Below are 20,982 nucleotides of genomic sequence, written 5' to 3'. Positions count from 1 at the left end.
GGCCGGTCCCGTACGGCCTCCGAACGGGCCCGAACGGTGCCCGCGTGATTTCCCCGGGGCGGAATGCGGGAACCCTCCGGGCGGCTTGAGGATCAATGAACAGCCGGATCCGTCGGTACGTATCCCCACGGACGCAGACACGGACACACCAGGAGCTCACGCATGAGTGGTAAGGCCCAGATCGGTGTAACGGGACTCGCGGTAATGGGCAGCAACCTCGCCCGCAACTTCGCACGCAACGGCTTCACGGTCGCGGTCCACAACCGCACGGCGGCCAAGACACACGCCCTCGTCGAAGAATTTGGTGACGAGGGTTCGTTCGTACCGGCCGAGAAGGCCGAGGATTTCGTGGCGGCTCTGGAACGGCCGCGCCGCCTGGTCGTCATGGTGAAGGCCGGTGACCCGACGGACGCGGTGATCCGGGAGTTCGCGCCGCTGCTGGAACCCGGTGACGTCATCATCGACGGCGGCAACGCGCACTTCGATGACACCCGGCGCCGCGAGAAGGAGATGCGGGCGCTCGGCATCCACTTCGTCGGTACGGGCATCTCGGGCGGCGAGGAGGGCGCGCTGCACGGCCCGAGCATCATGCCGGGCGGGTCCACCGAGTCGTACGAGTCGCTCGGCCCGCTGCTGGAGAAGATCGCCGCGAAGGCGAAGGACGGCTCCCCCTGCGTCAGCCACATCGGGCCTGACGGAGCGGGTCACTTCGTCAAGATGGTGCACAACGGCATCGAGTACGCGGACATGCAGCTGATCGCCGAGGCGTACCACCTGCTGCGGGCCGTCGCGGGGTACAGCCCCGAGCAGATCTCCAGGACGTTCCGCTCGTGGAACACCGGCCGCCTCGACTCGTATCTCATCGAGATCACCGCAGAGGTGCTGGCCCACATCGACGACGCCACCGACGAGCCGTTCGTCGATGTCGTCGCCGACGAGGCGGAACAGAAGGGAACGGGGCGGTGGACGGTCCAGATCGCGCTCGATCTGGGAGTGCCGGTCTCCGGCATCGCGGAGGCGGTCTTCGCCCGCTCGGTGTCCGGCCACACGGACCTGCGCCAGGCGTCGCGCGGCCTGCCGGGGCCCACGGCGACGCCGCTGAGCGAGGCGGAGGCGGCCGCTTTCGCAGACCGGGTGGAGCAGGCGCTCTACGCGTCCAAGATCGTGTCGTACACGCAGGGCTTCCACCAGATCCGGGCCGGCAGCGAGACGTACGACTGGAACATCGATCTCGGCGCCGTGGCCGCGATCTGGCGCTCGGGCTGCATCATCCGGGCGGCGTTCCTCGACCGGATCAGGGCCGCGTACGACGCCGAGCCGGGGCTGCCGAGCCTGCTCTCCGACAAGGGGTTCACCGACGAGATCGGCGCGGCTCAGGACGACTGGCGCGCGGTGGTGGCGGCGGCCGCGTCGCAGGGCGTACCGACGCCGGGCTTCTCGGCGGCGCTCGCGTACTACGACGCGCTGCGCGCGGAGCGGCTGCCCGCGGCCCTCACCCAGGGGCAGCGCGACTTCTTCGGGGCGCACACCTACCGGCGCACCGACCGCGAGGGTTCGTTCCACACCCTCTGGGGCGGTGACCGGTCGGAGGTGCGCACCGACTGATCAGACGGGCCCCGGCTGCGGCTCCGGGTCGGGTACGGGGTCGGGCCCCGGCGGCTTCGGAATCGGATCGGGCGCGGGGCCGGGCGGAACCGGGCCCGGGCCGGGAACCGGTGCGGGGCCAGGGGGCGGTTCCGGGCCGGGGGCGGGGCCCGGTGCGGGGCCGGGACCGGGACCGGGCAGGGGTCCGGGGTCCGGCAGCGGTCCGGGGTCCGGGCCGGGGACGGGACCGGGGGGCGGCGTGGGGGACGGCGGTACGGGGTCGGGGTACGGGTGCGTCATGACTGGCCTCCTGCCTGTCGCCGTTGAGTGACGGATCCGACGAATCAAGACCCACTTTCTCCCCGTGCGGCTGCCCCCGCCCGCCGGAGCCACACGTCGGGGGCCGGATGAACCGGGAAACGATCCCCCTGTCGCCGACGGGCCGGCGGGCCGACGGCGCGCGGTGCTCGGGCCCGGCGTCCGAGCGGCGGATCGAGCCGATCGCGCGCGGTGGTTCCGGGGTGGCGGGCGGACGCCGCTAGCGGGTGGCCGCCGCTGCCGCGCGGAGGCCGAGCGCCGGGCTGGAGAGTACGGGCACGGCGATGTGCGGACGAGTACGGGCAGCCGCGTCCGCCATGGAGGCCTGCGCCAGCACCACCGCGTCCACCCCGGTGATGGCGTCGACAGCCCGCGCGACGTGGTCCAGGTAGCCCTCCCGGTCGCCGTCCTCGAAGTACTTCCACGCGCCTTCGGCCGACACGGTGCGCAGGTCCGCCTGCCGCCCCGCCGCGTCCGCCTCTTCCCGTACCAGGTCGCACGTCGGCCCGAAGGTGCTGTCCACGGTGGCCACCACGGCTATGCGGACCGTGTCGCGCTCCGGCGCCGCGGCGACGGCGGCCGCAGCCATCGGGCGGTCCACGCGCAGCACGGGAACGCCGAGCCGCGCGGCGTACGCCTCCGCCGCCGCACCGATGCTGGAGCAGGTGCACAGTACGGCTGTGGCCCCGTCGTCGACGGCTCCGGCGAGCACCGCGGCGAGCGCGGAGTCCGCGGCGCCGGGCCCGCCGGAGCGGGCCCGGGCCAGCAGTTCCTCGTCGACCACATGGCGCAGGTCGAGGCCGGGGTGTTCCCGGTCGCGCAGGGCGTCGAATACGGGGACGTGGACCGGGGACGTGTGCAGCAGGGTGAGCATGCCGCGATGCTAGGCCAGTGGCGGAAAGCCGGGCCCCGCCTCTCCAGCCGCTGGCCTGCCCAGCACAGGGCGGGGGCGGCGGCCGGCCGCCCCCGCGTTCGCGACCGTACGGTCAGTTCTCGCCGAGCAGCTTGGTCATGCGCGTGATCTCGGCGCTCTGGGACGTGACGATGTCGGCGGCCATGTCCTGGGCGGGCCGGTTGACGCCGTCGGACTGCTCGGTCTTCGCCATCTCGACCGCGCCCTCGTGGTGCTTGACCATCAGTTCGAGGAACGCGGTGTCGAACGCCTCGCCGGAGGACTTCTCCAGCCCGGCCATCTCCTCGGCCGTCATGATCCCGGACATCGAGTGCCCGGCATGCCCTGCGCCCCCGTCCCCGTCGGGCACTTCCTCCCCCCACGAGGTCAGCCACCCGGACAGCGTTTCGATCTCCGGGTCCTGCGCCTTCTTGATCTCTGCCGCGAGCTTCTTGACCTCGGCGGACCCCGCCCGGCTCTCCGCCAGCCCGGCCATCTCCAGTGCCTGCCGGTGGTGCGGGATCATCCCCTTCGCGAAGGCGACATCGGCGGCGTTGCGCGCCCCCGGCTCACCCTGCTCGGCGGAGGCGGACGCGGACGCAGAGGGCGACGGGGCCTTGTCGTGGCCGTTGTGCCCGCCCGGGCTGTCGTCCCCCCCGCCGCAGGCGGTGAGTACGACAGCTGCGGTGGCCACGGCCGCCGCGGCGGTGGCGGCACGGCGGACCACGGAACGGTGTGCGGTCATGGTGATGCGACTCCTGTGTGTGCGCTCAACGGGATCGGCTCTCCACGGCGGCCCGGCCACAGGGGCTCGGGCACGCCGGGGCCGCCCTATATGCGCAGGAGTTGCAGTTCGCTCAATGTGGGCGGTGCCCGCCCGCCCAGCGTCGACGCGGGGACCGGTGCGGGTGCGTCCGCCGTCGGACACGTCGCCACGACGGCCAGAGCCGGCGCGGACAGCGCGGGCGCGCCACTCGTGCCGCCGGCGGCACAGGTGGAGTCGGCGTGCTCGGCATGCCCGCCGGCGCCGCCGTCGTCGTGACGGACGTGGGCGCAGTCCGCACACCCGGCCCCGTCGGAGTGCGACGCAGCCGCGGCGGTGACCGCGTGGTGGACATCCAGCGTGGCGGATGACGACGCCGGAGGGACAGCGGGCCCCAAGCCGTGCATGGCCACCACACCCGCCAGCACAGCGAGCACCAGCAGCAGGTACGCCCGCACCCCACGGGGCCCGGCCGCGCACCATGCCTGCTGTCTCATACCGGCATCCTAAGCGGCCGCCGCAGCCCGCCGACGAGACGACGACACGCGTGACGGATTCCGCTCCGGCCGGCCACGGCCACCCGCACGCACCGGTCCCCGGGCAGAGGGCTGCCCGTGGTGGGAGGGGCGGACGACGGCGCACCGCCACGCGCAGGCCGGCCACCTCGGCGGTGGGGGCGGGTGCGGTGGCGGGCGCCGGTCGACGCGTGCGGCGCACGTGAGACCTTCGCCGGGTGCGGGTCCTGCCTGCCGCACGGGGACGCTCAGTCCTTGAGGTGGCGTTCCATCCAGTCGCCCGCGGTGCGGCGGAACAGCCGCCGGTTGTCCGCCCGCAGGAACTCGTGCCCCTCGTTGCGCAGCAGCAACAGCTCGGCTGGGACGCCGTGTTCGCGGGCGGCTCGCACCATCTGCTCCGACTCGCCGGGCGGCACGTTCGTGTCGTGCTCGCCGTGGACGGCCAGCAGCGGGGCCCGCAGCGCGTCGGCGCGGGTCATGGGAGACAGCGCGTGCAGGAGTTCCCGGTCGTGCTCGGGATGGCCGTACTTCGCTGCCGCCGACTCGGCGATCCACTGCTCGGTCCCCGCGAAGAAGGTGGCGAAGTCCGACATGCCGCAGACCGCGATGCCGGTACGGAACAGCTCCGGGTGCCAGACCAGCGACGCCATGACCAGGTAGCCGCCGTACGAACGCCCCATCACCGCCAGCCGCGTGAGGTCGGCGAGCCCCTCCGCGACGGCGTGCGCGGCGCAGTCGGCGACGTCGTCGATGGCGGCGAACCGTCCGGTGCCCAGGTCCGCGTCGACGAAGGAGCGGCCCCATCCCGAGGAACCGCGGACATCGGGCGCGAAGACGTCCAGGCCCCGGCCGAGCAGTTCGTGGTACAGCGGATTGAACACCGGCCGTTCCTGTTCCTCCGGACCGCCGTGCAGGTGGATCACGCAGGGCGCGGGGCGTCCGGGATCACGCTCCGGTGCCCGGTAGTACCAGCCGCCGAGCGGAAGCCCGTCGCGGGCCCGCAGGCGCACCGGCACCGGTCGCACCGGCGGACGGCCCGGCGGCGCGGCGTCCTCGTCACGCGCCGACCAGCCGGTCCGGACAGGGGTTGCGCCGTCGGGGAGCCTCCACACGCCCGGCCGGCGCCGGGAGCCGGCGAGGGCGAGAAAGCTGCCGCTCGGGCCGGTGGAAGCGATACGGGTGACCACCTCGTGAGGCAGCGTCACGGGCCGCGGTGGCGCGGCGCCGTCCTGACCCGCGCCGGGCAGGGCGACCGTTTCCAGCTCGCTGGCGCCGTGGACGTTCCAGGCCAGTACGGCCGACGTCCCGTCGTCGCAGACGGTCAGCAGTTCGAGGCCCGCGCCGTCGCGCTGGGCCGCCACGCGCAGGCCCGTGCGTTCGCCGCCCGCCCCCAGCGTGGCAGCCACCAGGGCCGGGAACTCGCGGTCGGTGTCGCTGCGCAGCCACAGCGTGCGTGCGTCGGGCGAGAACCGGCCGATCCACGGATCGCCGTCGGCCACCGGCACCACGCAGGTGGTCCGCGGGCCGGTGGTGCCCGCGACCGTCGCTTGACCGGTGGTACGCAGCACCGTCGCTTCGCGTCGCCCGCGCGGCCCGCGCCGCACGAGCGCGAGACGGCCGTCCGCGCTGACGTCGCACACCCGCAAGGAGGCGGCCCCGGCCTCGGAGGTGAGCAGGACGGGCGAGACGGCCCCCCCGGGGTCGACGAGGTAGGCGGCCAGTCCGCCCCGCGACGTGTCGCCGTGTACGGGGGCCGGTTCGGCGACGGTGACGGCCAGGGCGGAACCGTCGCGTGTCCAGCAGCCCAGGTGGGCGAACTGGCCCGGATCGGCGCCGGCGAGCACCCGGCGCCCGGTGCCGTCGGGGCGAACACACAGCACCCGCGTGTGCTCGCCGCCTCCCGGAGCCGAGGTGTACGCGATCCAGTGCCCGTCGGGCGACCAGGACACCTCCGTCACCGGGTCGGGGTCGGCGTCCAGGAGATGGGCGGCGCTCCCTTCCGCCGACGAGGTCCACAGCTGGGGCACGCCGCCCCGGTCGCAGATGAACGCCACCTGTTCGCCCGTGGGATCGGCCGACGGGTACCAGCAGCCGTGCACCACCAGGGGCGTCGGGGCGTCCCGGAGCCCCTGTGCGTCCGGCAGCGGCACCGTGGCGGGAGCCGTCGACCTGAACGGCGAAGGCCCGGACCCGGGCGGCGCGGGCGGGGGCGGCCCGTGCGGCTCCGGGGATCCGGTCGGGCCGGGCGGGCCGGGCGCGAGGCGGGGAGGCGCGGCGGGTGCGGCCTTCGGCTGCCGCCCGCCCCGCTCGTCGATCAGCTGATTCCGTGCGTCTGCAGCCATATCTCCAGCAAAGCTACCTGCCACAGGGCGTTGGCTCCCCGCTTGGTCCGGTGGGTGTCGGGCGCTGCCAGCAGCTCGGCGACGTACGACTCCCGGAAGATTCCACGCCGCCGGGCCTCGGGCGCGGACAGGGCTTCGCGCACCCGGTCGAGGACGGGGCCGGCCATGTGCCGGATCGCCGGGACGGGGAAGTACCCCTTGGGCCGGTCGACGACCTCGTGCGGCAGCACCTGGCGGCCGATGTCCTTGAGTACTCCCTTACCGCCCTGCGCGAGCTTGAGCTCGGGCGGGCAGGCGGCGGCCAGTTCGACCAGCTCGTGGTCGAGGAACGGCACCCTGGCCTCCAGACCCCAGTCCATGGTCATGTTGTCGACCCGCTTGACCGGGTCGTCGGTCATCATGACGTGGGTGTCCAGCCGGAGCGCCGCGTCGAGTGCGCTCTGGGCGCCCGGGGCCGCCATGTGGGCGCGTACGAAGTCGCCGGAGACGTCGTGGTCCGCCAGCATGTGCGGCTGGAGCATCCGGGCCAGGTCCGCGTGCGGCCGGTCGAAGTACACCTCGGCGTACGTCTCGGGCTCCTGCTCGCGCTCGACGGCCGCCATCGCCGGGTACCAGTGGTAGCCGGCGAAGACCTCGTCCGCCCCCTGTCCGCTCTGTACGACGCTCAGTTGCTTGGCGACCTGCTCCGACAGCAGGTGGAAGGCGACCGTGTCATGACTGACCATCGGCTCGCTCATCGCCTCGACCGCCCCGTCCAGCCCGGCCGACACACGGTCGGAGGGAACCATGAGCTGGTGGTGTTCCGTGGCGAACTCCTTCGCCACCGTGTCCGAGTAGGTGAACTCGTCCCCCTCCTCGCCGTTCTCCGACTCGAATCCGATACTGAAGGTGGCCAGGTCCGTCTGCCCCTCCTCGGCCAGCAGGGCCACGATGAGGCTCGAGTCCAGGCCGCCCGACAGGAGTACGCCGACGGGTACGTCCGCGACCATCCGGCGGCGTACGGCCGTGCGCAGAGCGTCCCGTACGGCGTCCCTCCAGTCGGCCGCGTCCATGTCGGCGTGCTCGGGTCTGCGGGTGTACAACGGCTGCCAGTAGCGGTGGTCGTGGTACCTGCCGTCCGGTTCCACGACCCGGACCGTGGCGGGCGGGAGCTTGCGCACCCCGGCGAGTACGGTCCGCGGTGCCGCCACTGTGGCGTGCCAGCTCAGGTACTGGTGCACGGCCTGTGGGTCCAGGGAGGTGTCCACGCCGCCGCCCGCGAGCAGCGCCGGCAGCGACGAGGCGAACCGCAGCCGGTTCATCTCCTCGGCCAGGTACAGCGGTTTGATGCCGAGACGGTCGCGGACCAGCACCAGGCGGCCCGTGTCGTGCTCGGCCACGGCGAAGGCGAACATCCCCAGGAGGTGCTCGACGCAACCGGTACCCCACTGGCGGTAGGCCTTGAGCACCACCTCGGTGTCAGAGGTGGAGAAGAAGCGGTGCCCGAGCCCCTCCAGCTCTCCGCGGAGTTCCCGGTAGTTGTATACACAGCCGTTGAAGACGCCGGTGAGGCGGCTCTCCGCGTCGGTCATGGGCTGGGCGCCGTGCTCGGACAGGTCAATGATCTTGAGCCGCCGGTGCCCCAGGGCGACGGCACCTTGTGACCACAGGCCCCGCCCGTCGGGGCCGCGCGCGGCGAGCCGGTCAGTCATACGCTCGACCCCGGCAATGTCGGGGCGCCCACCGTCGAACCGGATTTCTCCGCTCAGTCCGCACATACGGCACCGTCCAGGTCGGCGGCGGGCAATGGATCAGGAGCACTCACGGCCCTCTCCTCACAGCCGGGCGACGGGCAGCTGCCGCTCTGTCGATCAGTCGGTCAGTTGCTCTCTCGGTCAGTCGCTCTGTCGCTCTGTTCGGTCTCGGTCAGTCGCTCACTTCTCGAGTTCCCCAACACGAGCCACGTATGTCACACCCGCCACGTCCCGAGCGGCCGGTCACCCCTCCTCGGGCCGCGTCCGGGCCGACGGATACTGGCCGTATGGACGTGTCCTCGCCCGCCACCTCCTACCTGCGCCAGCGGCTCGGAAGCAGCCTGTTCGCCCGCGTCGCGGGCCCCTCGGGCGCGGAAAAACGGGCCCGGATCCACGGCACACCCGGCCCCCGCTGGTTCGGCCCGGACAGCCCGATCCGTAGCGTTCACGCGGACGCCTCGATGTTCATCGGCGGGCTGAGAGCCCTGCTGCTGCAGTCTCTGCACCCGCTCGCCATGGCGGCCGTCGCGGCTCATTCCGGTTACCGGGGCGATCCCTGGGGGCGCCTCCAGCGCACCAGCACCTTCCTGGCGGTGACGACCTACGGCACGGCGGACGACGCACAGCAGGCGGTCGACCGCGTACGGGCCGTGCACGAGCGGGTACGGGGGACGACGGCCGCCGGGGAGGCCTACCACGCCGCCGACCCGCATCTGCTGGCCTGGGTGCACGTTGCCGAGGTCGACAGCTTTCTGTCCGCCCACCAGCTCTACGGCGTACAGCCACTGGACGCGGAAGGCTGCGACGCGTACATAGCCGACACCGCGCGCGTGGCGGCCGCGCTCGGCGTGATCGACCCTCCGCGCACGCGGGCGGAGCTGGCCGAACGGCTGGGCGCCTACCGCCCCGAGCTGCGCGCCACTCAAGAGGCCCGTGAGGCCGCCCGTTACATTCTGCTGCACCCGCCCCTGCCCTGGATCGCCCGGGCGCCGTACGCCGTTCTCGCCGCGAACGCGGTCTCGACGCTGCCGCCGTGGGCCCGCGAGCCGTTCAGGCTGCCCTACCTGCCGGGCCTGGAGCGGACCTGTGTGCGTGCCACCGGGCACGCGCTGACCAGGACGATCCGGTGGGCCATGGTGCCGCCCCCGCGCACTCCGGGCTGACGGCCGGCCGGGGGCACCGAGTGCCACCCGCCGCCCGGGGTATTGGCCGGCCACGCCTACATCCCGGGCTCGGCCGCGTCTTCCGCTTGTTCCTTGCCGCGTTTGGTGAGGACCCCGGCGGCCGCCGGCGCGCTGGCGGCCGGCGAGGCCGATGGCAGCCGCGGCGAAGCCGAGGAACGCGGGGTATTCGTAGCCGCCCGACTGGGCGAAGAACCCGGCGGGCGCGTGTACGGCGACGGCTCCGGCGTGCTCCATGGCCGTCGCCGCCCCCTCCACGCCTCCGCCGCCGGACCAGCCGAGCAGCTTCTGCGTGCCGTGTGCCGCCAGCACGGTGCCGGTGCCCACGCGCAGTACGAGCAGGCCGACGTCCCGTCGGTTGAATTGAGCCATGGGTCTCTCCCGGTACGAAAGGGGGTGAAAGGGCGCGCTAAGCCTCCACTTTCGTCACGAAACACACCTCCCGCACCATTTCGCGGCGCATCTCGCCCACCACGTCGCCGCACACAGGCGTTTCAGCGCAGGAGCAACTGGAGGCCGCCCAGCACCGTCGCCCCGATCACCAGCTGTTCGAAGAGCCGCTGATCGATCCGGTCGACGCACGTGCGGCCGAGGTACGCGCCCGGGACGACGAAGAGCACCAGCGCCGCGTCCAGCAGCAGGGACCGCGCGTCGATCAGGCCGAGGCCGACACTGAACGGCACCTTCGAGGTGTTGACGATCAGGAAGAACCAGGCCGACGTGCCGAGGAAGCCGAGCTTCCGGAATCCTGCGGAGAGCAGGTAGAGCGACATGACCGGGCCACCCGCGTTGGCGACCATCGTGGTGAAGCCGCCGAGCACACCGTACGAACGGGCCTTGATCCGGCCACCGCGCGACGCCGTGCCCGCCCCCGCCGCCTCGGCTTCCTTTCCCGCTTCCGGCTCCGCCTCGTAGGGTGTGCGCCGGCGCCACAGCGTGACCCCGGCCATCAACAGCAGGATGGCGCCGATCGACGTAGGTACGGCGTCGTCGTCGGCCCAGAGCATGAACACCGCACCCGCCACCACGCCCACCGCGACCGCCGGGAACAGCCGCAGCAGGGTGGGCCAGTGGGCGTGCCGGCGGTAGACGAGAACCGCGATCAGATCCCCGGCGATCAGGACGGGCAGCAGCACGCCCGTCGATTCGCGCGCCGGGAGCACGGCGGCGAAGACCGCGAGACTGACCGTATTGGCGCCGCTGACGGCCGTCTTCGAGAAGCCGACGAGGGCCGACGCGGCAGCGAGCGCAGCGAATTGCCACAGAGTGATGGTGTCCATGCGGCAGCCGACGCTACAGCCACGCCCGAGCCGTCCAGCCGCCACCTTTCCGGGCCTCCATGCCTGGCGATCTCCATTCCCGGCGGCCTCCCGCCCGGCCGTCTCCCTCCCCCGCAGAGGAGCCCTCGGGGGCGCGACAAGGGTTTTCCCCGTATCGGGTTCATCTCGCCGTTCCCTACTGTCTGCCGCACCGGCGAATCCCGTCTCCTGGCCCTTTGGTGTCAGGTGCATGTAAACGGTGGGTTACGCCGGGGACGGCCTTGACCCAGGGTCGTAGCGCCGGCGGCGGCGCACGGGCTGACCCGGCCCAGAACCGCGGACCGTGGCCCCCACGCCGCACCGCGGTTCCCGCGCCGCCCGCCCGCGCTCCGCACGTATGTCATGAAAGGGAACACCTTGAACGGTTCCAGGCGGAGACTCATATCCGTCGTGGCCGCGACCGCCACGATCGCCGGTGTCGTTGCCACCTCCTCCGTGGCGTCCGCCGCCGCCGCGGGCCCCTCCCCGAAGCCCGCCCCGGCTTCGCAGGCCATGACCGAACTCCCGGCCGCCCCGGTCGAGAAGGTCATCGTCACGTACAAGTCCAAGGCCACCGAGGCCGGTTCCAACACCGCTGCCAAGAACGACGCGGCCGCCAAGGGCAAGGAGACCGGCGAGAGCCTGTCGTTCGAGCGTCGCCTCGCCGGCGGCGCCGCCCTGGTCGACCTGGGCGGCGAGGCGTCCAAGAAGGACCTCACCGAGGTGATGGCGGCCTTCCGCGCCGACACCTCGGTCGCGTCCGTGGAGCCCGACATCCGCGCCTACGCGATGGCGGTCACCCCGAACGACACCGACTACGGCAAGCAGTGGGACCTGTTCGAAGCCACCGGCGGCATGAACGTCCCCGGCGCCTGGGACAAGACCACCGGCAGCGGCGTCACCGTCGCCGTCATCGACACCGGTCACGCCGCGCACACGGACCTGGCGGGCAACGTCGTCGCCGGGTACGACTTCATCTCCTCCTCCGCGGACGCCCGTGACGGCAACGGCCGTGACAACAACGCCAAGGACGAGGGCGACTGGAACGCCACCGACGGCGAGTGCGGCACCGGCTCCAAGGCGAGCAACTCCTCCTGGCACGGCACGCACGTGGCCGGCACCATCGGCGCCACCGCCGACAACGCCAAGGGCATCGCGGGCATCGCGTACAGCGCGAAGATCCAGCCCGTGCGCGTCCTCGGCAAGTGCGGCGGCTCCTCGGCGGACATCGCCGACGCCATCACCTGGGCGTCCGGCGGCACCGTCCCCGGCGTCGCGGCGAACGCGACCCCGGCCAAGGTCATCAACCTGAGCCTCGGCGGCGCCAGCTCCACCTGCCCGAGCGTGTACCAGACCGCGATCAACGGCGCGGTGTCGCGCGGCACCACGGTGGTCGTCGCGGCGGGCAACAGCAACGCCAACGCCTCCGGCTTCACGCCCGCCAACTGCTCCGGCGTCATCAACGTGGCGTCGACCAGCCGTGAGGGCAACCGCTCGTACTACTCGAACTACGGCACCATCGTCGACGTCTCCGCGCCCGGCGGCGAGACCCGTCGCGCCACGGACACGCCCGGTACCGTCACCACCCCCGAGAACGGCATCCTCTCCACGCTGAACTCCGGTACCACCACGCAGTCCACCGAGAACTACAAGCCCTACCAGGGCACTTCGATGGCCGCCCCGCACATCGCCGGGCTCGCCGCGCTCCTGAAGTCGGCCAAGAGCACGCTCACCCCGGCCGAGATCGAGTCCGCGATCAAGGCCAACGCCCGCCCGCTGCCCGGCACCTGCACCGGCGGCTGCGGCTCCGGCATCGCCGACACGGCGAAGACCGTGAACGCCGTCACCGGCACCACCACCCCTGGCGGCACCACCTTCACCAACGCGGCGAACGTGACGATCAGCGACAACACGACCGTCTCGTCCTCGCTGGCCGTGACCGGCCGCACCGGCAACGCCCCCGCCGCCCTCAAGGTCGACGTGGACATCAAGCACACCTGGCGCGGCGACCTGGTCGTCGACCTGGTCGCTCCGGACGGCACCGTGCGCAACCTGAAGGCCTCGTCGTCCTCGGACAGCGCCGACAACGTCATCACGACGTACACGGTCGACGCGTCGAGCGAGGTCGCCAACGGCACCTGGAAGCTCCAGGTGCGCGACGTGGCGTCGGGTGACACCGGCTACATCGACAGCTGGGGTCTCACCTTCTGAGACGCTTAATACGACACATTTGCACTGATCAGGGGCGCGCTCGCGGCATTTCGCGGGCGCGCCCCGTCGCACGCGTGTCCGCATGCCGGACAACAGGTCTGGACGGCGGCTGCCGACTTCGTATTCTCTGCTCGCACGGGCAGAGGGCTCGCGCACGCCTGAAGGTGGTGGTGGGTTCGTGACGTCGGCGGTGTACCGACCCGCGCCGGTCGGGCGGACGGAGCTCCTCGCGCGGCTCGAACGGGTCCTGCACGCCCGCGGCCGCGCCCTGCTCACCGGCCCCGCCGGTGTCGGCAAGACGGAGCTCGCCCTGGCCGCCGCCGCGCGCGCCGAGTCCCGCGGCGAGACCGTGATCTGGCTCGCCACGCTCCCCGCCGACCGTGACATTCAGGGGGCCGCCGCCGCCGCGCTCGTCGCCTCCGTGGCGGCCTGCGTGTCCTGGCCCGCGCCCGGGAGGGCCCACAGCGGACCCGGCGGTCAGGGCGACCCGGGCGGACCGGGGACCTACGACCTTCTCGACGGGCTGCCCGGCCCGCAGCGCAGCGCCGTCGCCATGCTGTGCCGCGAGGCGCTCATCCCCGACGGCGGCTGGGACCCCATCGCCCTGCGGCTCGCCCTCGCCCAGATCCTGCGGACCCTCGCCGCGCGCGGACCCGTCCTGCTGGTCGTCGACGGCGTGCAGCGCGTCGACGACACGAGCGCCGACCTCATGCGGTTCGCCCTGCATCTGGCTCCGTCCGCGCTGCGGGTGCTCGCCGTCGAGACACCGTCCCCGTACGGCTCCGACCCCCCTGACCGTGGTACGCCGCGACCGGACCCGGCCGCCGGCCCGGAGCCCCTGTGGGTGCCCTCCGAGGCCGACGTCCTGTTCGTACCGCCGCTCCAGGCCGACGAGATCGCCGAACTCCTCATCCATCACCGGCTTCCCTCCCGGATGGCGGGCCGGATCCACCGGGCCAGCGGCGGCAATCCGCGGCTCGCGCTCGCCGTCGGCCGCTCCCTCGCGGACGCGCGCACTCCGGTGCATCACGCCGAGGCGCTCTCGCTGTCGGGGCGCGCCCGCGACCTCGCCCGCCAGCTCCTGGGCGCCGCCTCGCCCGGCGTACGCGCGACACTCCTGCTGGCCGCGCTCGCGCTGCGCCCGACGGCCTCGCTGATCCGCCGGGCCGGCCGCCCCACCGCCGAGGCCGATCTCGCCGCCGCCGAACGCGCGAACCTGGTCTCCCTCGGAGAGGACGGGACGGTCGGCTTCACGGCCGGGGTGCTGCCGTCGACCCTCGTGCACGACACCTGCTGGACCGAGCGCAGCGCCGGCCACGCCGCGCTGGCGCGGGTCGTCGACGATCCCGTCGAGGCGGTACGCCACCGGGCCCTGGCCACCGACATCCCCGACGGGGCGCTGGCCGCCGAGGTCGCGGCGTCCGCCGATATCGCGCGGCGCCGCGGCAACAGCGCCCTGGCGGCCGAACTCGCCCTGCTCGCCGCCGAGTCCACACCCGTGCAGCACGGCGCCAAGCGGATAGCCCGGCTCGTCGACGCGGCCGAGGAGGCGGCCCGCGCCGCCCGCGCCGACCTGGCCATGCGGGCGGCCACCGATCTGCTGGCCCGGGACGCCGCACCGGCCGACCGCGTCCGCGCGCGGCTCGCGGTGCTGGACACGGCGGGCCAGGGCCTGTGCAACCTCGACGAGCTCTACGTCCACGCCATGGAGGACTCCGAGAGCGACACGGCGCTGCGCGCGGCCGTCCTGCTCCGGCTGGCGGTGAAATACGTCCTGGCCGACGGCGATCCCGTGCGCTCCAGGGCCGCCGCCGTCGAGTCCGCCGCGCTGGCCGGCTCGGTGGGCGACCGCAGGACCGCGGCGCGGGCGCTGACCGTACAGGCGCGCATGGACCGTGTCCTCGGCTCGCCCGATGCCGAGCGGGTCCTGGCCGAGGCGCGGGCCCTGGAGGTGTTCGAGCGTCCGCTCGGTATCCGCAACGCCGCGCAGATACTGACGATCCGCCACGCGATGTTCGACGGCCGGCTCACCGACGCCCGCGACCAGCTCAACGCCCTGCTGCCGCTGGTCGAGCGCCGCGGACCGGTGGAGGACTCCATCGAGCTGTTCAGTACCCTCGCGGAGATCGAGGCCCGGCAGGGGCAGTGCGCGGCGGCGCTCGCCCACGCGGGCCGGTCGCTCGCCCTGACGCTGGAGGCGGGTCTCTCGCCCGGGCCGGCCTGGTACGCGCTGGCCCTCGCGGAGACCGCGGGCGGCAGTTTCGAGCGCGCCGCGAGCTACGCCCGGCGCAGTGTCCGGGCCTCCGAGGAGGAGGGCGACCACGTCTTCCTCTCCCGCAGTCTGTACGCGCTCGGCCGGGTCCAGCTCGTCAACGGGGACGTGGCGTCGGCGCTGGAGAGCCTGCGCCGGGTCCAGGCCGACGAGCGCGCCCAGTCGACCGTCGACCCGTCCATGCTGCGCTGGCACGAGGAACTCGCCGAGGCACTGTTGGCGAACGACGCCCAGGAGGAGGCCGCTGCCCTGCTCGACGATGTGCGGCCGGTGGCGGAGCGGCTCGGCCGTACGACGGTGCTCCTCGGCTGTGACCGGGCGTACGCGCTGTACCTGGCGGCGAGCGGGAAGCCGGACGAGGCCGCGGACCTGCTGTCCCGTACGGCGGAGAGTTTCGGCGTGGCGGGCCTGCCGCTGGAGCGCGGCCGGGCGCTGATCGCGCTCGCCCGTGTGGAGCGCCGCCGCCGCAGACGGTCGGCCGCCCAGAGCGCGCTGCATGCCGCGGCGGCGGTCTTCGAACGGGCCGGTGCGGTTCCCTGGCTGGGGCTGACGACGGAGACGTCGTCCCGTACGGCCGAACCCGTCCCGGCCGGTGGCGACACGTCGCTTTCCTCGCTCACGGACGCGGAGCTGCGCCTCGCCCTGCTGGTCGGCCAGGGCGCCAGCAACCAGGAGGCGGCGGCGAAGCTGTATCTGAGCGTGAAGACCGTCGAGGCCCGGCTGACGCGCATCTACCAGAAGCTGGACGTCCGCTCGCGCGCCCAGCTGGCGACCGCCCTGAGCGCCTGGCCGGGCCACCGGCCGGCGTCCGCCGCCACGGAAAACCCGGCGGCCGGCTGACGCGAAGATGCGCGGCACGGCAGCCGGGGAGCATCCTTGCTGTGTGACCTGGTACGGCGCGGCCGGGCCCGCACCGCCGAGCAAGCGCGGGGTGACGACCGGCGACCCGAACAGCAACGGTCAAGCTCCTGACGAACTGGCCCTGGTGCTCGCCCAAGCCGCGGTGAACGCGATCGAGTCCACCGGCGGGTTCGCCGGCGGCGTCTACCTGCGCACTCGGACTCCGGGGCTGCTGCGCCTGGCGGTACTGGGCGGGCTGCCGGGCGCGCTGTTCCGCCCCTGGTGGCGCATGCACGTGAACCGCCCGTTCCCGGTGGCCGAGGCGCACCGCTCGGGCCAGCCCGTCCACCTCGCCGACGCCGAGGAGTCCATGCGGCGGTTCCCGCAGCTCATGGCCGGTCTGCCATACCCTTTCGGCTCCCTGTACGTTCCCGTCGCCGACGGGGACGAGAAGTTCGGCGTGCTCGTGGTGCTGCGCGCGGCCACGAGCGGGGTCCCCGTCGACGAGACCGACCGCCGGCGGATCCGGCAGGCCGGGGAACGGCTCTCCTCCGCGCTGGCCGAGCTGTCCGCGGGCGGCGGGGCAGTGGAGTGGGAGGGCGAGCCGGTGTGCCTCCACCTGCCGTCCGTCACTACGCCGCCGGTGCGGATCGGGAATTTCGACTGGGACCTGGCCAGGGGCACGGTGACGGCCGACGACGAGCTGTGCGCCATTCTCGGCACTTCCCCGGCGGCCTTTCCCGGCACGATCGAGGCCCTCTCGCAGCGGCTGGCGCCGGAGGACGCGTACGGACTGTGGGCCGTCGCCCGGCACGTGGCGAAGTCCGGTGCCCCGGCGACGCGCAGGATGCGGCTGCGGGGCCCCGACGGGCGGCCGCACCTGCTGGAACTCACCGCCCGCGCCCGGCCGCCAGGGGGTGGCGTGGGGGGCCACCTGAAGGGTTTCCTGGCGGACTTCGGCCCGGGGCCGGTCGTCGCGGAGGCGACGGACCGGCTTCCGCGCGCCATCCTCTCCCTCGACCGGGTCGGGCGGATCACCTATCTGAACCACAGCGCGGAGACGCTGCTCGGCCACGCCCGGACCCAGCTGATCGGCCGGGTCCTGTGGGAGGTCCTGCCGTGGTTCGGGCACCCGGCCCACGAGGAGCACTTCCGGGCCGCACTCATGTCCGACGAGGACGTCCACTTCACGGCCCGCCGCGCGCCCGGTCCGCAGGAGTGGCTGTCCGTCTCGCTCTATACGGGACACGACGGCCTGACCGCCACGCTCGCCCCGGCGGACGAGCCCACGTACACACCGGGGTCGGTCAGCAGGCCGGGCACCGGGCTCGGCTCTCCGGCCGACCGCGCGTCGGCGCTGTACCGCCCGGTCGCCCTGGCCATCGCGCTGACCGAGGCGGTCACGGCGCGCCAGGTGTCCGCCGTGGTCACCGACGAGCTGCTGCCCGCCTTCGGCGGCCGTCAGCTGGCGATCTACCTGCTCAGCGAGAGGCATCTGTACCTGGCGTGGGAAACCGGCTTCCCACAGGGGTTCCTGGACCGCTTCGACGGTGTGCCACTCGACGCCCAGCTGCCCGGAGTCGAGACGCTCACCTCGGGCCGCCCCCTGTTCTTCGAGTCCATGGAACACCTGGCCGCCGCCTACCCCGGTATCCCGATGGACGCGCATGTCGGCGCCCGGGCCTTCCTGCCGCTGATCGCCTCCGGCCGCCCCGTCGGCTCGTGCATCCTCGGCTTCGACCGGCCACGCGGCTTCAGCCCCGAAGAGCGCACGGTCCTCACCGCCCTGGCCGGTCTCATCGCGCAGGCCCTCCAGAGAGCCCAGCGCTACGACACCGAAGCCGCCCTCGCGCGCGGCCTCCAGAGCGCGCTGCTGCCGCACCGGCTGCCCGTCGTCGAGCAGGTCGACACCGTCGCGCGGTACCTGCCCGGCACCCAGGGCATGGATGTGGGGGGCGACTGGTACGACGTGGTCCGCACCGGAAAGGGGCTGGCCCTGGTGGTGGGCGACGTCCAGGGACACGGCGTCGCGGCGGCCGCCACGATGGGCCAGCTGCGCAGCGCCGTACGCGCGTTCGCCCTGGCCGGACAGGACCCGCAGGAGGTGATGCGCGACACCAACCGGCTGCTCATCGACATCGACCCGGGCCAGTTCGCCAGCTGCTGCTACATCGTCCTCGACCCGGTGTCGGGCGCCGCGCAGGCCGTGCGGGCGGGACACCCGCAGCCGCTGCTGCGCCACGGCGACGGTACGACTGAGGTACTCGACCTGACCGGCGGCATCGTGCTGGGCATCGACGAGAAGGCGTCGTATCCCGTCACCGAGCTGCTGCTCGAGCCGGGCGCCGTCCTGGCCCTGTTCACCGACGGCCTGGTGGAGCAGCCGGGAACCGACATCGACCAGGGCATCGAGCGGCTGCGCGCCACCTTCTCCGCAGCCGGCTCGTCCTCGCTCGGCGAGACCGCGGACCGCCTGGTGCGGGAGGCCCGGCAGGCCGCCGACCGGCCCGACGACATCGCGCTGCTGCTCGCCGCCCGCTGGACGGAACCGACGAGGCAGGTGCCATGAGCCCGGCGCACGCGGCGCACGACGTCGATCTCCTCGGCCCCCTCGACGTCTCCAGGGCGGCCACGGCCGTGCTGGACGCAGACTGCGTGGTCGTCGGCTGGAGTCCGGCGGCGCAACGGCTGCTGGGGTATCCGCCGCAGGAGGTACTCGGGCGGCCCGTCGCCACGTTCCTGGCGGGTCGCGGAAACGAGAGCGGGACGGCCGCGGATCTGCCGGGCGTGGACCGGCCGGGCGCGGCCCCGGTCCGCCGCCGGGTGCTGCGGATGCGTCACCGCGACGGGCGCATCGTGCGCGTGGCCTCGTCCATGCTCGCGATGTCCCCCGCCGGCACCGGGCCCGCCCTGCTGCTGGCGGTGGCCGACGCCGAGGAGACGGAACAGTGGGAGGCCATGCAGTCGATGCTGCGTGGCCTGGCCACCCAGTCGCCCGTCGGCCTGGCCATCTACGACACGAATCTGCGGGTCGTGTGGACGAATGTGGCGCTCTACCAGGAGATGGGGGCCACGGAGTACGTCGGACTGGGCCCCGACGACATGGTCGCCGACGGCGAGATTCTCTCCGAGGGATATCCGCCGACCCTGGAGGAGACGATGCGGCGGGTGCTCGCCACGGGCGAGCCCGTCACCGAACTCCACTACCGCGGCCGCCCGCCCTCGGACCCGGAGCGCGACCACGTCTGGTCGTGTTCCTACTACTGGCTGCGGGACCCCGCCGGCACCTCGCTGGGGGTGTGCGAGGAGACGATGGACGTCACCGACCGTTACCTCGCTCAGCAGCGGCTGGACCTGCTGGTACGGGCCGGCAGGCAGGTGGGCACGACACTGGACATGGCCCGTACGGCCCAGGAGCTGTCGCAGGTCGCCGTCCCTCGGTTCGCCGACGAGGTCACGGTCGACCTCGTGGAGGCCGTACTGGAAGGTGATCACCCCACCCCCGGCGTCCCGGCGGGCACCGTGGTCCGGGTGCGGGGACCGGAAAGCGGAGCCGCCACCCGGGAGCGGCCCGGTGAACGGCCGCGGACCCACTACCCTCCGGACTCCCCGCAGGCGCGCAGCCTGTCCTCCGGCCGCCCGGTGCGGGAACCCCCGGGAAACGCGGAGGGCGCCGACGGGCAGCCGCGCGCGCGGCTGGCCGTGCCCCTGCGCGCCGAGGGATCCACCCTGGGCGTGGTCACCTTCGCCTGGGACCGCCGCCGCGATCCGTTCGACGCCTGGGAGCTGGCGGTGGCCGACGAACTCGTGGCCCGGACCGCCGTGAGCATCGACAACGCCCGCCGCTACACCCGCGAGCACACCGCCGCCCTCATGCTCCAGCACAGCCTGCTGCCGCAGAACCTGCCGCAGCTGTCCGGCGTGGAGCTGGCGTACCGCTACTTGCCCGCGGACAACAAGGCCGGTGTGGGCGGCGACTGGTTCGACGTCATCGCCCTGTCGGGCACCCGGGTGGGCCTGGTCGTGGGTGACGTGGTCGGTCACGGTCTGCGGGCGGCCGCCACCATGGGCCGCCTGCGCACGAGCGTACGGGCGCTCGCACGGCTGGACCTCGCGCCCGACGAACTCCTAGCGCGCCTGGACGACCTGGTCACGCAGGCGGCCGACGAGGGGGCCGTCCCCGTCGACGGCGACACGATGCCCTACGACGAAGCGCTCGGCGTGACGTGCCTGTACGCGGTGTACGACCCCGTGTCCGGCCTGTGCAGGGTGGCCCGGGCCGGCCATCCGTCCCCCGCCGTGGTCGACCCGGGGGCAGGCTCCGTCACCTTCCCCGACCTGCCCGCGGGTCCGCCGCTCGGCCTGGGGGGCCTGCCCTTCGAGACTGCGGAGCTGAGCCTTCCGGAAGGCAGCCTCGTCGCCCTGTTCACCGACGGCCTCGTGCAGAGCCGCGAGCGCGACCTCGACCAGCAGCTCGACGGGCTGCGCTCCGTCCTCACCGAGCACCGGCGCCCGCTGGACGAGCTGTGCGACCGTACGGTGACGGCGCTGCTGCCCGGTGCCGTGGACGACGACGTGGCACTGCTGCTCGTCCGTACGCGCATGCTCGGCCGTGACCAGGTGGCCGTGTGGGACCTGACCGCCGAACCGGAAGCGGTCGCCCACGCCCGCGCCGTGGCCACCAAAAAGGTCGGCGAATGGGGACTGGAGCAGCTGTCGTTCACCACCGAACTGGTGGTCAGCGAACTCGTCACCAACGCGATCCGCCACGCCCCCTCCGGTCCGATCCAGCTACGGCTCATCCGCGACCGGACCCTGATCTGCGAGGTCTCCGACAGCGGGCACACCTCACCCCATCTGCGCCATGCCGGCAGCGACGACGAAGGCGGCCGGGGCCTCTTTCTCGTCGCGCAGATGACCAGGCATTGGGGCACGCGCTACACATCGACCGGCAAGACCATCTGGGCCGAACAGCCGCTCGTACCGGACGAGGGGGACGACGCGTTCTAATCCGTACGGCGGCCCGCCACTTG

The 20,982-nt window shown here is 73.2% G+C and carries 12 protein-coding genes and 1 pseudogene; 6 read left to right on the top strand and 7 right to left on the bottom strand.

Annotated features, from left to right (window positions below; all coding sequences use genetic code 11):
- The first annotated feature begins 162 nt into the window (after positions 1-162).
- Positions 163-1,605: an NADP-dependent phosphogluconate dehydrogenase gene (gene gndA / locus ACWIHY_RS24745; protein WP_454377856.1), complete on the top strand. Its 1,443-nt coding sequence runs from the start codon at positions 163-165 to the stop codon at positions 1,603-1,605.
- 517 nt (positions 1,606-2,122) lie between these two features.
- Here gndA and ACWIHY_RS24740 read toward each other — a convergent pair.
- The 5 genes from ACWIHY_RS24740 to ACWIHY_RS24720 all read right to left on the bottom strand — a co-directional run bounded on the left by ACWIHY_RS24740 (position 2,123) and on the right by ACWIHY_RS24720 (position 8,171).
- Entirely contained in the window at positions 2,123-2,776 is a 654-nt protein-coding gene (locus ACWIHY_RS24740) for an aspartate/glutamate racemase family protein (protein ID WP_454377855.1), read from the bottom strand.
- Positions 2,777-2,888: 112 nt separating this feature from the next.
- The gene (locus ACWIHY_RS24735) at positions 2,889-3,539 is read right to left on the bottom strand and encodes a DUF305 domain-containing protein (RefSeq protein WP_454377854.1); all 651 of its coding nucleotides are present in this window, start codon (positions 3,537-3,539) and stop codon (positions 2,889-2,891) included.
- Positions 3,540-3,625: 86 nt separating this feature from the next.
- On the bottom strand, positions 3,626-4,054 hold the full coding sequence (locus ACWIHY_RS24730) for a DUF6153 family protein (RefSeq protein WP_454377853.1): 429 nt from the start codon (positions 4,052-4,054) through the stop codon (positions 3,626-3,628).
- 266 nt (positions 4,055-4,320) lie between these two features.
- Complete coding sequence (locus ACWIHY_RS24725) at positions 4,321-6,414, bottom strand: prolyl oligopeptidase family serine peptidase (protein ID WP_454377852.1); 2,094 nt, start codon at positions 6,412-6,414, stop codon at positions 4,321-4,323.
- Complete coding sequence (locus ACWIHY_RS24720) at positions 6,387-8,171, bottom strand: N-acetylglutaminylglutamine amidotransferase (RefSeq protein ID WP_454377851.1); 1,785 nt, start codon at positions 8,169-8,171, stop codon at positions 6,387-6,389. Before ACWIHY_RS24720 ends, ACWIHY_RS24725 begins: the two co-directional genes overlap by 28 nt.
- A gap of 263 nt (positions 8,172-8,434) precedes the next feature.
- Between ACWIHY_RS24720 and ACWIHY_RS24715 the strand changes: the two genes are divergently transcribed.
- Positions 8,435-9,310 (top strand): oxygenase MpaB family protein, encoded by an 876-nt coding sequence (locus ACWIHY_RS24715; protein WP_454377850.1) that lies wholly within the window; start codon positions 8,435-8,437, stop codon positions 9,308-9,310.
- 129 nt (positions 9,311-9,439) lie between these two features.
- Here the strand turns inward: ACWIHY_RS24715 and ACWIHY_RS24710 are convergent.
- Positions 9,440-9,700 (bottom strand): annotated as a pseudogene (locus tag ACWIHY_RS24710) (DoxX family membrane protein); the annotation flags it as partial.
- A gap of 122 nt (positions 9,701-9,822) precedes the next feature.
- On the bottom strand, positions 9,823-10,608 hold the full coding sequence (locus ACWIHY_RS24705) for a sulfite exporter TauE/SafE family protein (protein WP_454377849.1): 786 nt from the start codon (positions 10,606-10,608) through the stop codon (positions 9,823-9,825).
- A gap of 429 nt (positions 10,609-11,037) precedes the next feature.
- Between ACWIHY_RS24705 and ACWIHY_RS24700 the strand changes: the two genes are divergently transcribed.
- The 4 genes from ACWIHY_RS24700 (at position 11,038) to ACWIHY_RS24685 (ending at position 20,959) form a co-directional block, all read left to right on the top strand.
- On the top strand, positions 11,038-12,837 hold the full coding sequence (locus tag ACWIHY_RS24700; protein WP_454377848.1) for a S8 family serine peptidase: 1,800 nt from the start codon (positions 11,038-11,040) through the stop codon (positions 12,835-12,837).
- Positions 12,838-13,015: 178 nt separating this feature from the next.
- Positions 13,016-15,949, top strand: a complete 2,934-nt coding sequence (locus ACWIHY_RS24695) for an AAA family ATPase (protein ID WP_454377847.1) — start codon at positions 13,016-13,018, stop codon at positions 15,947-15,949.
- Between the two features lie 7 nt (positions 15,950-15,956).
- Complete coding sequence (locus tag ACWIHY_RS24690; protein WP_454377846.1) at positions 15,957-18,518, top strand: SpoIIE family protein phosphatase; 2,562 nt, start codon at positions 15,957-15,959, stop codon at positions 18,516-18,518.
- Positions 18,515-20,959 (top strand): SpoIIE family protein phosphatase, encoded by a 2,445-nt coding sequence (locus ACWIHY_RS24685; protein ID WP_454377845.1) that lies wholly within the window; start codon positions 18,515-18,517, stop codon positions 20,957-20,959. The genes ACWIHY_RS24690 and ACWIHY_RS24685 overlap by 4 nt, the downstream gene beginning before the upstream one ends.
- Positions 20,960-20,982 lie beyond the last annotated feature (23 nt).

Source organism: Streptomyces sp. NPDC055287 (assembly GCF_053646035.1).
The sequence above is the reverse complement of the archived record's forward strand: the minus strand, read 5'-3'. Positions and strand labels throughout refer to the sequence as shown.

What these genes read in the sequence shown, in the direction of transcription:
- gndA (WP_454377856.1), top strand. Translation starts at nt 163, where the DNA reads ATGAGTGGTAAGGCCCAGATCGGTGTAACGGGACTCGCGGTAATGGGC.
- ACWIHY_RS24740 (WP_454377855.1), bottom strand. Translation starts at nt 2,776, where the DNA reads ATGCTCACCCTGCTGCACACGTCCCCGGTCCACGTCCCCGTATTCGAC.
- ACWIHY_RS24735 (WP_454377854.1), bottom strand. Translation starts at nt 3,539, where the DNA reads ATGACCGCACACCGTTCCGTGGTCCGCCGTGCCGCCACCGCCGCGGCG.
- ACWIHY_RS24730 (WP_454377853.1), bottom strand. Translation starts at nt 4,054, where the DNA reads ATGAGACAGCAGGCATGGTGCGCGGCCGGGCCCCGTGGGGTGCGGGCG.
- ACWIHY_RS24725 (WP_454377852.1), bottom strand. Translation starts at nt 6,414, where the DNA reads ATGGCTGCAGACGCACGGAATCAGCTGATCGACGAGCGGGGCGGGCGG.
- ACWIHY_RS24720 (WP_454377851.1), bottom strand. Translation starts at nt 8,171, where the DNA reads ATGTGCGGACTGAGCGGAGAAATCCGGTTCGACGGTGGGCGCCCCGAC.
- ACWIHY_RS24715 (WP_454377850.1), top strand. Translation starts at nt 8,435, where the DNA reads ATGGACGTGTCCTCGCCCGCCACCTCCTACCTGCGCCAGCGGCTCGGA.
- ACWIHY_RS24705 (WP_454377849.1), bottom strand. Translation starts at nt 10,608, where the DNA reads ATGGACACCATCACTCTGTGGCAATTCGCTGCGCTCGCTGCCGCGTCG.
- ACWIHY_RS24690 (WP_454377846.1), top strand. Translation starts at nt 15,957, where the DNA reads ATGCGCGGCACGGCAGCCGGGGAGCATCCTTGCTGTGTGACCTGGTAC.
- ACWIHY_RS24685 (WP_454377845.1), top strand. Translation starts at nt 18,515, where the DNA reads ATGAGCCCGGCGCACGCGGCGCACGACGTCGATCTCCTCGGCCCCCTC.